Source organism: Oryzicola mucosus (assembly GCF_014534685.1).
GTDB lineage: Bacteria > Pseudomonadota > Alphaproteobacteria > Rhizobiales > Rhizobiaceae > Oryzicola > Oryzicola mucosus.
The window spans coordinates 228890-241373 of the sequence record NZ_JACVVX010000001.1 but is presented as its reverse complement, the minus strand read 5'-3'; the positions used below and the strand labels follow the sequence as shown (position 1 = coordinate 241373).

Sequence of the window (12484 nt, the reverse complement as noted above, 5' to 3'; positions counted from 1 at the left end):
GCGGCATGTATGTCTGGGCGAGAATGGCCCGTATGGCCGCGACGGCATCCCGTCGCGGCCCTTATGCGCTGGGCGATGAAAGCAGGCTGTCGTTCCGCTGCCTGCCGACGGATATCGACACCAACATGCATCTCAACAATGCGCGCTACATGATGCTGGCCGATCTCGGCCGCATCGACATCTTCCTGCGGTCGGGCCTGATCAAGGTGGCGCGGGAGAAGCGCTGGGCGCCGATGCTGGGCGGGCTTCAGACGGTGTTCGTGCGCGAAATCCGGCTGTGGCGGCGCTTCGACGTTTTCTCCTCCATCGAAACCTGGGACGGCACAGAGGTCATCGGCAAGCACCGCTTCGTGCTCGACACCGGCGAGACGGCCGCCGTCATCATGACCAGTGCGGGCGTCTATGACCGCGCCAACCGCCGTTTCGTCGCGATTGACGATCTGTTTAAGGCCCTCGGCGTGAACCCGGTTGCACCGCGCGGCTACAGCGAGGAGGAGGAAATCTTCACTGCCTCGCACAAGCGCCTGAGAGCGGTGGCGAAGGGCGGCTGAGAAGGTTCCTCTTTTACTGCGACGCTTTGAGGACTATCTTCGCTTGCACAAGAGGATCGGCGATGACCAAGCTGGAGCGAGCACTCAAGGAAGCCGAGCAGTTGCCGGATGAACTGCGCGAACAACTCGGCGATCAGCTGCTTCACTACATCCATAATTATCTTGCGCTTCGAGACGATCTCGACGCCGGATTGGCGGAACTGGATGCCGGGCAGATGCGCGATGGAAAATCTGTTTTCGCCTCTCTGAAGGCCAAACATGGCCTATAGGCTGATTTTCGCACCGCTGGCGGAACGTGACCTAGCCGAAATCGAAGCCTTCATCTCTGTTGAAAGTCCACTCGCAGCCCAGCGCATGATCCTGCGTTTTGAAAAAGCAGCGATGATGCTGACAGAGCGGCCTTATGTTGGTGCACCCGTACTGCTGCCCAAGCGCAGAGGCCTGAGAAAGTGGACTGTCTCTCCCTACGTGATTTTTTACCGGATCGCGGACGAAGAATTGCAGATCGTTCGCATCTTGCATTCGGCGCGAGATATCCACCGGCAACTCCCTACGGAATAGGTATCTTTGCGCTTCAGCATGGTGGACAAATCGTAAATCGGGCGATATACCAAAAAGGTATTTTTTCCTGTTGATGGAAGGGAGTGGAACGGTGCTCTCCCATGAACGCGTCTGGGCCGCGATCGATACGCTGGCCGAACGCTATTCGCTTTCCCCCTCCGGCCTTGCCAAGAAGGCGGGGCTGGATTCGACCGCTTTCAACAAATCCAAGCGCTTGTCCGTCGATGGGCGGCCGCGCTGGCCGTCCACGGAATCGCTCGCCAAGATCATCGAGGCGACCAACTCCTCGCTCGACGAGTTCATCGGCTTCGTCGAGGGCCGGACGGCGGCGCTCTCGGTCAGTGTAGCATCTGCGCGGCAGACCTCGGGCGTGCCCCTGCTGGGCTTCGCGCAGGCGGGCGCCGGCGGTTTCTTCGACGATGCCGGATTTCCGGTCGGCCAGGGCTGGGACCTGATCGAACTGCCGGGGCAGGCGACGGAAAACTCCTACGCTCTCCAGGTCCAGGGCGATTCCATGCTGCCGCTTTACCGCAATGGCGACGTGCTGGTGGTGGAACCGGCGGCTCCGATCCGCAAGGGTGACCGCGTCGTGGTCAAGACGCTGGACGGCGAGGTCATGGCCAAGGTGCTGGAGCGGCAGAATGCCGCCGGCGTCGACCTCGTCTCGCTCAATCCCGAGCATCCCGACCGGCACATTCCCATCGCCCGCATGGAGTGGATTGCCCGCATCGTCTGGGCGAGCCAGTAGGGCGAATGCGGCTGGCGCATGCAGCTTTGTCGCTTGCCGTTCTCTGCGGCGGGGCTGTGCTGGTTCTGGCGGCCGGCCAGTGGGTTGACGTCCGGCCAGAGCTGCCGGCCGCATCGGTTCAGCCAAAAGATCCGTCGCCACCGCCGAAGATTTCCACAGCCTCGCCCCAACCCGAAGCCAATCGCACCGCCGATCCGGATGGGGGCGTGCCGGCGACCGCCGAGGCCGACACGCTCCAGCGCGAAGCCCCGCGTGCCCCGCTCAGCCAGTTGTCGCTTGCCCTGCCGCCGAAACCCAAGCGGCCGAAGGATTGGGATGGCGCGACGCTGTATCGCCCCGTCGCGCCCGCCGCTGGTGTGATCGAGGCAATGGGCTACACGGTGTCGCTGGCCGGTGTCAGCGGGGTGGACGCGGCCTACAGATGCAATTCGGACGGCAAGGAATGGCCATGCGGCGTCAATGCGCGCACCGCATTCCGCTCCTTCCTGCGCGGCCGCGCCGTCGTGTGCGATATACCGCAAGAGGCCGTGCCGGGCGCTGTCGAAGCTGGTTGCCGGCTGGGCAAGCAGGATATCGCCCGCTGGCTGGTGGACAATGGCTGGGCCACGGCCGAGGCCGGCGGACCGTATGCCGAAGCGGAGGACAAAGCCCGAAAGGCCGGCAAGGGCATTTTCGGGCGGCCGCCGGAAACGGCTGATTTGCCGCCGCCTCCGCCGGATGTTTCGTTCACGCAGCCAATTGACCCGCCAGAGCCTTCTGAATGAGGGCGCGGGTTTCCGCCACGCCATAGAGCGCGGCGAAGGAGCCGAAGCGCGGGCCGCGTTCCTGGCCGATCAGCACCTGGTAGATCATCTGGAAAAACGCCCCGGAAACGCCGGGACCGCCCTCTGGGCTTTTCTTGGCATGGTCCTGATAACGCTCGATCGCGCGGGCTACATTGAGCGACGCGTTCTGGATCGCCTCGCCGTCCGCGTCGGCGGGCAGCGCGCCCAGCGCATCGGCCAGCTTCTGCAGCGCGTCCTGCTCCACTTCGTCGGCGGGTCGGTACACCTTGGTCGGCTTCACGAAGTCGTCGAAGTAGCGGATCGCGTAATCCGCCAGACGATCGAGTTCGGGATGCGTCTGAGGCGTCACGCCCTTTGCGTGGCGTGAAATGAACCCCCACAAAACGTCCTTGTTCTGGGCGTTCGATGCGCTGACGAGGTTGAGCAGCAAGGCGAAGGTCACCGGCAGTTCGATGGCCGGCGGGTTGCCGTCATGCATGTGCCAGACCGGGTTGCCCAGGCGGTTCTTCCAGTCCTGCTTCGGATAAGCGGCGAGGAAGCTGTAATACTCGTCCACCGCTTTCGGAATGACGTCGAAATAGAGCTTCTTGGCCTGCCGGGGCCGCTGGTACATGTAGAGGCCCAGGCTTTCGGTCGGCGCGTAGGTCAGCCATTCGTCGATGGTCAGGCCGTTGCCCTTCGACTTCGAAATCTTCTGGCCATTCTCGTCGAGGAACAGTTCGTAGACGAAATGCTCCGGCGCGCGTCCGCCTAAAATGTTGCAAATCTTGTCATAGACCACGGCGTTGGTCTGGTGATCCTTGCCGAACATCTCGAAGTCAACGTTGAGCGCTGCCCAGCGCATGCCGAAATCCGGCTTCCACTGCAGCTTGACCTTTCCGCCGGTGACCGGAAGCGTGGTCTCGACGCCGTTCTCGTCGTCGAAGGTGATCGTGCCGGCCTTGGCGTCGACATGCTTCATCGGCACGTAGAGTACGCGTCCGCTGGTCGGTGAAATCGGCAGAAACGGGCTGTAGGTCGCTTGCCGTTCCTCGCCCAGCGTCGGCAGCATCACGGCCATGATCTTGTCGTAGCATTCGGCTGCGCGCAGCAGCATCGCATCGAACCGGCCCGACTTGTAATAGTCGGTGGCGCTGGCAAACTCGTAGTCGAAGCCGAACGTATCGAGGAAACGGCACAGCATCGCGTTGTTGTGGTCGGCAAAGCTCTTGTAGTCGCCGCCGAACGGGTTCGGCACGGCCGACAGCGGCATGTGCATGTATGGCTCCAGCGCTGCGCGATCCGGCACGTTGTCGGGGATCTTGCGCATGCCGTCCATGTCGTCGGAGAAGCAGAGCAGCTTTGTCTTCACCTTGTCCTGCGTGATCACATGGAAGGCGTGACGCACCATGGTGGTGCGCGCCACCTCGCCGAAGGTGCCGATATGCGGCAGGCCGGACGGCCCGTAGCCGGTCTCGAACAGTACCGTCTCAGGAAATGGTTTGTCTTTGTAGCGCTCGACGATCTTCCGTGCCTCTTCGAACGGCCATGCCTTGCTCTCGGCTGCCGCTGCAAGAATTTCGGGGTTGAGATCGATCGTGTTTGATCTCGTCATATCGAACGCCTTTTGTGATTTTGAAATGCCGTCGCCAAAAACGACCGTCCTAAGCTCGCGAACCCGTGGCGTCAACGATTCCGGGTGCTTTTCATTGTGCTGTCACCTCGGCGATCCTAGATACCGAGCGTTCCATCAACGGAGACCTCGATGCCGCAGCTTACGACCCACGAAGCCATAGTCTACCTCATGGTGATCACCTCGGCTTCCGACAGGGATATGACCGACCTCGAACTTTCGCGCATCGGCGAGGTCATCCACACCTGGCCGATCTTCGTCGATTTCGACGAGCACAAGCTGATCGACGTCGCCAGGGACTGCCAGAAGATGCTGCATGAGGACGCCGGGGTGCAGGGTGTGTTGGCCCTGACGGCCAAAGCCATCCCAACCCATCTTCACGACACCGCTTATGCGGCGGCGTTCGAAGTCGCCTCGGTCGATCTCGAAATGCGGATGGAGGAGGTGCGTATCCTGCAGTTGCTGCGCCGGCATCTCGATGTGGACGAACTCACCGTCGCAGCCATCGAGCGCGCCACCAAGGCGCGCCACCGCATGCTGACCTGATCGCTGATCAGAAGAAGCTGACCGGGAAATACCGCAGATAAAGTTCGGCAAAAGTGCCCTTGGCGGTGATCTCGCGCAGGGCGTAGTCGAAGGCGGCGGCCAGTTCCGGCGTCTCCGCCTTCACGGCCACCGACAGGCCGTCGCCGAGATAGTCGGGCGCCATGTAAGGTCCGCCTGCGAAACGGCAGCAGCCCGCCGCGTCGCTGCCCGACAGCCAGAAGCTCATCCGCATGCCGTCGCCGAAGGCGGCGTCGATCTTGGATTCCTTGAGGTCGCGATAGAGCCAGTCTTGGCGGGTGAATGTCACCGGCTGCACATCGGGGAAATAATCGCGCAGCAATTGCTCATGCGCGGACCCGGCCAGGACACCGACGCGCTTGCCCGAAAGGGCCGCGGCATCCAGTTGCTTCAAGTCGGACAGTCTCCGCACGATGAAGCGCGCGGGAAAGCGCAGATAAGGCCGGGAGAACGCGTACAGCTTTCGGGAGTCCGCGGTTGCCGGCAGACCGGCCAGCAAGGCCTCGCCGTCGCCCGCGCGCATTGCGCCTTCCAGTTCGTTCCACGGCAGCGCCTGGATCTGGCATTTCGGCTCGATCTGGAGCTCACGACAGATGGCGCGCGCCAGATCGACATGGAATCCCGACAGACGGCCATTGCCGTCGATGAAGTTGAACGGCGGGAAATCGGTCGTCGTCAGGAAGCGCAGCCGCGGCAGTGCCGACACATTCGGCTTCTGCAGCTGTTCCTTCATGTCCCAAAAGTTCGGAATCTCCGGCTCCTGGGCGTGTCCCGGCGCCACAAAGGCGAAAAGGACCACGGCGAGCCCGAGGCCGATCGACCTGCGGGCCCGAGCAAGCCACGCGCCTGGAGCGTACGAAGGAGAAGAATGTTTCGGATTCGTCATGGTCTGCTTTGTGTAGATTTCAATGATTGGGAATTGGTGAAGCGCCCAATCCAGAGATCAACCTGCCGTTCACGGCGCAAAAGGCGCAGGCGCAGAGAAACGCTCAATGTGGCGAGGGTTTGATGGGTTGCCGCCGTCGTCATAGATCATTGGACTAATACTTTCGACGTAACAATCAGGCCATCGCAGCGCATAGACAAGACGTTAAAAATATAGATTGATTTGTTTTAATCTCTATTGTTCAATGATGCGCTATTAAAGGAAAACATCCGTCCGCGAATACGGGGCACTGATGGATGTTGAAGAACACTCGGAAGTCTCACCAATATAGTTTTCAGATGCGCGTATGGGGGCATGCGCCATGGAAATTCGTCACGCCGATTTTCTAAAGCATAACAATCTGTCGCGTCTGGCTGCGATAAAGCAACTCGATCTTGCCCGACAGGCACGTGCTACCCAGGCAAAGGTATTCAGGCTCGTGCCGGAAAGCCGTGATTGGCAGCCGGTGCTGGATCGGCTGGGTCTTTCGGCCGAGCAGATCTGGCGGATCGCGTCCAAGGCGCGGTTTGCCGGCGTTTCCTTCGAGAGAAAACTGATTGCCTCCGGTCTCGTTGCCGAAGCGGATTTCTACCAGGCGATCGCTGCGGAGCTTGGGATTGCCTTCCTTCCCTCCATCGAAGCGGACAGTCTGGTCGACCGGTTCTCCCTGGATACGCCGGTGCTGCGCGCTACCGATAAGAAACTGGTCGTCCGCTGCCACGATGCTGCACAAGAGGTGGTTACGGTCGTCGCTCCGGACCGCCAGGGAATGCTGGAATTGCGCCGGCAATTTCATCTCGCTCCCAACCTGCGCACCCGCATACGCATCACAACGCCGTCCGCCATTCGGCAAGCGGTGTCGGCCTGGCTTCAGAACGACCTGGACCGTCACGCGACCAAAGGCTTGTTCGACCGTTTCCCGGCATCCTCGGCCCGCTTCGTCTTGTATGGCTGGCAAGGTCTGGCGGTGGGTTTGCTGATCCCGTTGGCGCCTCTTGCGCTGTTCCTGCAGCCGACCATCGGCTTCCGCGTCCTGCACGTGATAACGCTCGTCTTCTTCCTCGGTTGTATTGCGTTGCGCGTCGGTGCGATCCGCCACGCCCACCCACCCCGTCCGAAAAGGTTGCGCCCAGTCGACCGCGCTGGATTGCCGACCTATTCGGTGCTGGTCGCCGTCTATCGCGAAGCTCATATGATCCCGGAACTGGTCGCAGCACTCGACCGTCTCAAATGGCCGCGCAGCAAGCTCGACATCAAGCTGGTCTGCGAAGCCGACGATCTGGAAACCATTGCCGCCGCACGCACGCTGGACCTGCCGCCGCATTTCGACATCGTCGCCGTGCCGCCATCGCTGCCGCGCACCAAACCGAAGGCTCTGTCCTATGCGCTGCCTCAGGCGCGCGGAGACTACATCGTTCTCTACGACGCCGAGGACCATCCGCATCCCTGCCAACTGATCGAGGCATGGCAGGCGTTCGAGGACGATGCCGATGGCCGGCTCGCCTGCGTGCAGGCGCCGCTGGAGATTTCAAACAAGAATTCCGCCGGCATGGTGGCCACCATGTTCGGCTTCGAATATGCCGCGCTGTTTCGTGGTTTTCTGCCATGGCTTGCGCAAAACAAGCTCATCCTGCCCCTGGGCGGGACCTCGAACCACTTCCGGCGCGAGGTGCTGGAGGAGGTTGGCGGCTGGGATCCGTACAACGTCACCGAGGATGCCGACCTCGGTATCCGGCTGGCGCGGTGCGGCTATCGCACGGCGACGATCACCAAGCCCACCCTGGAACTCGCCCCGATCCGGTTCAAGGTCTGGCTGCCGCAGCGCTCACGATGGTTGAAAGGCTGGTGCCAGAGCTGGCTGGTGCATATGCGGCATCCGGTCCAGCTTTACCGTGAACTGGGACCTGCCTCATTCTGCGCGGCGCAATTGCTGCTGGCCGGCATGGTGGTATCAGCGCTTGCCCATCCGGTTCTGGTGGCTCACGTCTTCTATGGCGGCGTACAGATGGCGCTGGGCGTGGAGGCTGGGCCGGAGAGGCCGATCCTGCTGCTTCTCGACATCGTCAGTATTGTGGGCGGCTACATGTCGTTCCTGTTGCTGGGGTGGAGCACGCTCAGGCCGCGCGAGCGCCAGCAATTCTGGCGCATCGTCGTCTATACGCCAGCCTACTGGTTCATGCTGTGCATCGCTGCGATGAAGGCCATCTGGCAGCTCTTCTTCCGCCCGCATCATTGGGAGAAGACTCCCCATGTGCTGGTCGGGAAGTAGCCCCGATCCATGACTGTCGATCGGTCCTAGCCCGCTATGCGTTGCAAAAATTCCGGTCCCTGGCCGATGATGTTGAGGTCGGGTTCGCCAATGTCCTTTTTCTCCTTGCCGTCATAGTCAAGCGCCAGGAGGATATGCCGCATCACCTCCAGCCGCGCCCGCCGCTTGTCGTTGGCGCGCACGATGGTCCAGGGCGCGGCTGCGCTGTGGGTGCGTTCGACCATCAGGTCGCGCATTTTCGTGTAGTCGTCCCATTTGGCGATGCCGGCCAGGTCCATCGGCGAGAATTTCCAGTTGGTCAGCGGGCTGTGCACGCGGTCGTGAAAACGCTTGAGCTGCATTTCCTGGCCGACATCGAGCCAGAATTTGAAGAAGCAGATCCCGTCATTGACCAGCATCTGCTCGAAATGCGGTGTCTCGCGCAGGAACTGCTCGTGCTGTTCGGGCGTGCAGAAACCCATCACCGGCTCCACGCCGGCACGATTGTACCAGGACCGGTCGAAGGTGACGAACTCGCCGGCGGTCGGGAAATGGGCGATGTAGCGCTGGTAGTACCACTGGCCTTGCTCGGTCTCGGTCGGCTTGGTCAGCGCCACGTTGCGCGCATTGCGTGGGTTCATATATTCGCGCAGAACCGCGATGGTGCCGCCCTTGCCGGCCGCATCGCGGCCTTCGAACAGCACCAGCACGCGCTTGCCGGTCGATTGCAGCCAGAACTGCAGCTTGACCAGTTCAACCTGCAATTCCTCGAGCAGCCGGTCGTACTCCTTGCCGGGGAGTTTGTCCGCGTAGGGATAGCCGCCGGAACTCAGCGTATTGTCCTCCACCCAGTCGGGCAGCTTCGGATCGGTGATATCCAGCGTGCGCTTGGTGTCGCCGATTTTGAATTTCACCGGGCCGATCTTTGCGAGTTCCTTATTTTCCTTGGCGTTTTTCGTCACAATGACACCTTTCATGAGTTATGGCGCATGCTAGAGCCTTTCATGATGAGTTGAAACCGTTCTGCCGAAGGGTTTCCTGTTGGCGGACACCCGGGGGCGTAGAGCGCTTGGACGATGGAATCCCATCGATCTGCGCGTTTCTCCTGCCGGATTGTCTCGCCATCGGAGGCGTAGCGAACTGCTTCCACCTCATCATGAAAGGCTCTAGACCATTTTTACAGGCGAGCGGAATCGCGGCTGAGACAGAGATAGGACGGCCCGGCCAATGAGCGAGATGGAAGACCGGCAGGTGGAGACCGTATCGACACGGGCTTTGGCCCGCCTGCGTCAGAACGGCTGGCTTGCCGGAGCGTCCTGCGCCGCAATTATCGCTGTTTCGGTCGCCGGGCAGGTGTCGGGCTATGTCGCGGCGTTTGCCTGCCTGGCCGTGCTGGCGGTGGCCGCAATGGCGCCCGGCAGGGAGACAGAAGCGGCCGTGCAGCCCGTCCGGCTTGTTCCCGAAGCAAACCCGCTCGAACCGCTTTCGGCTGTTCATCTCGCCGCCGCGGTTGCCGATCCGCTCGTCGTCTTCGACGCGTACGGCGCCGTGGTGCATGCCAATGACGCGGCGCGGCGGGCTTTCGACGGCATGCGCGCCGGCCTTTCGCTGCCGCTCCGGTTTCGCGCGCCGGAAATGCAGTCCGTCATCGAAGGGGCGTTGGCCGGCGATGGCACGGTCCTCTCCGTCGATTATTCCGAGCGCCTGCCGGTCGAGCGCAGCTATCACGTCACGGCCTCCCCGGTAGGGCATGACACCGGCCTTTATGTCCTGGTGTTCCGCGACCAGAGCGAAGCGCGCCGCATCGACCGAATGCGCGCCGATTTCATCGCCAATGCCAGTCACGAGCTGCGGACCCCGCTGGCGTCGATCTCCGGCTTCATCGAGACGATCCTGGGGCCGGCCCGGAACGATCCCAAGGCGCAGGCTAATTTTTTGGGCATCATGCAGGAGCAGACAGGCCGTATGTCGCGGCTCATCGACGACCTATTGTCCTTGTCGCGGTTGGAGATGAAGCCCTATCTCCGGCCTGGACAGACCGTCGACGTAAAGGAAACGCTCGAGGCGGTGATCTCCTCGCTCACGCCTTTGATGGCCGACACCGGCATGGCGCTGGAACGGGAGTTCGGGGAGGGGAGCTTTCTCGTCTCCGGCGACAGGGACGAACTGTTCCAGGTTTTGCAGAACCTGCTCGAAAATGCCTGCAAATACGGCCGCTCCGGCGGGCGTGTCGTGGTGCAGTTGGAGAAAGCGGTTTCCGGCGGTGTCCACGAGGTGGTGGCCACGATCCGCGATTTCGGGCCGGGCATACCCCAGGAGCACATTCCGCGCATCACCGAGCGCTTCTACCGCGTCGACGTCGAAACCAGCCGCACCCAGAAGGGAACCGGGCTGGGGCTTTCGATCGTCAAGCACATCCTCACCCGCCATGGCGGGCGTCTGACGATCCGCTCGGAAGTCGGCAAAGGGTCGAGTTTCGCCGTCCATCTGCCGATAGCCTGAGACAAACTTCGACATTTCTTTTTTCTGTCATACGCTTAGCGTAGTCAAAGAGTTTGTGGAGACGATTCTTCAGCACATCCGAGGTCGTGGAAACGAAGTCCAAACCGTCGATTTCCGGGAGGCGAACTGCCCATGCCATCAGGCCATATCGTCAGTGCCTTCGAGGAGGAGCTGCAATTCCTGTCGCGGCGACTGGCAGCGATGGGCGGGCAGGCCGAACGCCTGGTCGAACAGGCGGTGGCGGCCCTCGTCAATGGCGATCCCGTTTTGGCGCAAAAGGTCATCCGCGACGACCTGCTGCTCGACGAGGCGCAGCGCGAGATCGACGACAAGGCCATTTCCATCATCGCCCGGCGCCAGCCCATGGCGCGCGACCTGCGCGAGATCATCGGCTCGATCCGCATCACGGCCGATCTGGAGCGGGTCGGCGATCTCGGCAAGAATCTGGCAAAGCGGGTCAATGCGGTGGCGGAAGGACGCCAGCCGGCGAGCCTGTTCCGGGGGCTTGAAGCCTTGGCCGAACTGGCGCTCGCCCAGCTCAAGGAAGTTCTCGACGTCTTTGCCTCGCGCTCGGTCGAACGCATCGGCTTCGTCCGCGACCGCGACGAAGAGATCGACGCCATGTACACGTCGCTGTTCCGCGAACTGCTGACCTACATGATGGAAGACCCGCGCAACATCACGCCCTGCACCCATCTCCTGTTCTGCGCCAAGAACATCGAGCGTATCGGCGACCACGCCACCAACATCGCCGAGACCATCTATTACATGGTCACGGGCGACCAGATGCCGCCCGAACGCCCCAAGGAAGACAAGAGCCACCGCGTGACGCTCAACCGGAGTTGAGGGATGCCCGGTCGGCGGTGCGCCCTTCGAGGCTCGTATTTTTGATGGTCTGGCATTCCTTTTTCGGCGCCTTTTGAGCGTTTTTCCGGGCTGCCGGGTTTGGCATCTAAGTCACGGAATGGATTCCCGGGTTTCCGCCTCACTGCGCTCGGCTCCACCGCGGAATGACGAAGACGCGGAAGGGTATGTCAATCACCGACGTTGGAGTTTGGCAGGGAACCTTCTACCTTCGTCATTCTCAGGCAAGCGAGGCGGAGCCGAGCGCGACCCGGGAATCCATTCCGCGACTTGCGAGATGCAACGCGACAGCAGGACGAGGGCGGGTCATTTTTTCGTCTAACGCGAGATAATGCCGGCATGGACGATCCGCTCCTGTGAGGAGGACGCGAGCAAAGCCAATCGTCTCCAAGTCTCTCGATCAAGCCAATCGCGGTCAGTGCCGAGAACAATCCGCGTGCCGACGTCATCAGGGCGAAGAAACAAAAAAAGGCGGCGCAAGCGCCGCCTTCGAGATGGTCAGGTCGAAGCTTGGCTTCAGCGAACCCGGCGGCGTTCCGATGCCGGCTGGAAGGCGAGGCGGGCGTGATAGCGGCAGTAGGGGCCGGTATCGGCGCATTCATTGCCGCAGAAGTTGAAGTCTTCCGACAACGGATCGCCATTGGGCCACTTGCAGGTGCGCTCGCTGAGCTGGACCAGTTGCAGCCGGCGTGAGATCGGCACCACGACATCCTGGGTGGCGCGCAGCGCCGGCCGGGCGGGCTCGGCATCGAACTGGACCTGCAGCGCCGTGGCGCCCAGGGTCGCGGCGACCGGACGCGGCGCAGGCGCTGGCCTGCTGCTGACCGGCTTGGGCGCGGCGGCGGTGGGTGTCGCGGGCTTCTTCGGCCGTGCAGGCGTGGCGGTGGTGCGACCGCGGCCAGACAGCTTCAGGCGGTGAACCTTGCCGATGACGGCGTTGCGGCTGACGCCACCCAGCTGGGCAGCGATCTGGCTTGCGCTCAGTCCCTCGGACCAAAGTTTTTTAAGAAGCTCGACCCGCTCGTCAGTCCAGTTCATGAGATCGTTCTCCCGATCGAAGTGCGGACTCGCGAATCCCTATACGCCCGGCGCAAGCCGGTTGGGCACCACATATACTTGGGTGA

Annotated in this window: 13 protein-coding genes; 9 read left to right on the top strand and 4 right to left on the bottom strand. The window is 61.9% G+C overall.

The annotated features are described in order from the left end of the window. Window positions 1-5 precede the first annotated feature (5 nt). The 5 genes from ICI42_RS01170 (at window position 6) to ICI42_RS01150 (ending at window position 2624) form a co-directional block, all read left to right on the top strand. Window positions 6-551, top strand: a complete 546-nt coding sequence (locus ICI42_RS01170; protein WP_188162712.1) for a thioesterase family protein — start codon at window positions 6-8, stop codon at window positions 549-551. A 62-nt stretch (window positions 552-613) separates the two neighbouring features. Next, window positions 614-820, top strand: coding sequence for a hypothetical protein (locus ICI42_RS01165; RefSeq protein WP_188162711.1), 207 nt, complete (start codon window positions 614-616; stop codon window positions 818-820). Further along, window positions 810-1112 (top strand): type II toxin-antitoxin system RelE/ParE family toxin, encoded by a 303-nt coding sequence (locus ICI42_RS01160; RefSeq protein WP_188162710.1) that lies wholly within the window; start codon window positions 810-812, stop codon window positions 1110-1112. Before ICI42_RS01165 ends, ICI42_RS01160 begins: the two co-directional genes overlap by 11 nt. A 91-nt stretch (window positions 1113-1203) precedes the next feature. Next, window positions 1204-1860: a S24 family peptidase gene (locus tag ICI42_RS01155; protein WP_188162709.1), complete on the top strand. Its 657-nt coding sequence runs from the start codon at window positions 1204-1206 to the stop codon at window positions 1858-1860. A 5-nt stretch (window positions 1861-1865) separates the two neighbouring features. Beyond that, on the top strand, window positions 1866-2624 hold the full coding sequence (locus ICI42_RS01150) for a thermonuclease family protein (protein ID WP_188162708.1): 759 nt from the start codon (window positions 1866-1868) through the stop codon (window positions 2622-2624). Here the strand turns inward: ICI42_RS01150 and ICI42_RS01145 are convergent. Next, the gene (locus ICI42_RS01145; RefSeq protein ID WP_188162707.1) at window positions 2587-4239 is read right to left on the bottom strand and encodes a lysine--tRNA ligase; all 1653 of its coding nucleotides are present in this window, start codon (window positions 4237-4239) and stop codon (window positions 2587-2589) included. The two genes, ICI42_RS01150 and ICI42_RS01145, sit on opposite strands and share 38 nt — an antisense overlap. Before the next feature lie 150 nt (window positions 4240-4389). Here ICI42_RS01145 and ICI42_RS01140 point away from each other — a divergent pair, with 150 nt between their 5' ends. Next, complete coding sequence (locus tag ICI42_RS01140) at window positions 4390-4803, top strand: tellurite resistance TerB family protein (RefSeq protein ID WP_188162706.1); 414 nt, start codon at window positions 4390-4392, stop codon at window positions 4801-4803. A gap of 7 nt (window positions 4804-4810) precedes the next feature. Here the strand turns inward: ICI42_RS01140 and ICI42_RS01135 are convergent, their stop codons facing one another. Continuing rightward, on the bottom strand, window positions 4811-5554 hold the full coding sequence (locus ICI42_RS01135; RefSeq protein ID WP_230980119.1) for a transporter substrate-binding domain-containing protein: 744 nt from the start codon (window positions 5552-5554) through the stop codon (window positions 4811-4813). A gap of 514 nt (window positions 5555-6068) precedes the next feature. On the opposite strand from ICI42_RS01135, the gene ICI42_RS01130 reads away from it, so the two are divergent. Beyond that, window positions 6069-8015 (top strand): glycosyltransferase, encoded by a 1947-nt coding sequence (locus tag ICI42_RS01130; protein ID WP_188162704.1) that lies wholly within the window; start codon window positions 6069-6071, stop codon window positions 8013-8015. 26 nt (window positions 8016-8041) lie between these two features. On the opposite strand, the gene ppk2 is transcribed toward ICI42_RS01130, so the two are convergent. Continuing rightward, window positions 8042-8971: a polyphosphate kinase 2 gene (ppk2, locus tag ICI42_RS01125; protein ID WP_188162703.1), complete on the bottom strand. Its 930-nt coding sequence runs from the start codon at window positions 8969-8971 to the stop codon at window positions 8042-8044. A gap of 250 nt (window positions 8972-9221) precedes the next feature. Between ppk2 and ICI42_RS01120 the strand changes: the two genes are divergently transcribed. Continuing rightward, the gene (locus tag ICI42_RS01120) at window positions 9222-10496 is read left to right on the top strand and encodes an ATP-binding protein (RefSeq protein WP_230980118.1); all 1275 of its coding nucleotides are present in this window, start codon (window positions 9222-9224) and stop codon (window positions 10494-10496) included. Between the two features lie 132 nt (window positions 10497-10628). Continuing rightward, on the top strand, window positions 10629-11342 hold the full coding sequence (gene phoU, locus ICI42_RS01115) for a phosphate signaling complex protein PhoU (protein WP_188162702.1): 714 nt from the start codon (window positions 10629-10631) through the stop codon (window positions 11340-11342). 534 nt (window positions 11343-11876) lie between these two features. Here the strand turns inward: phoU and ICI42_RS01110 are convergent. Further along, complete coding sequence (locus ICI42_RS01110) at window positions 11877-12398, bottom strand: GcrA family cell cycle regulator (protein WP_188162701.1); 522 nt, start codon at window positions 12396-12398, stop codon at window positions 11877-11879. Between the last annotated feature and the right edge of the window lie 86 nt (window positions 12399-12484).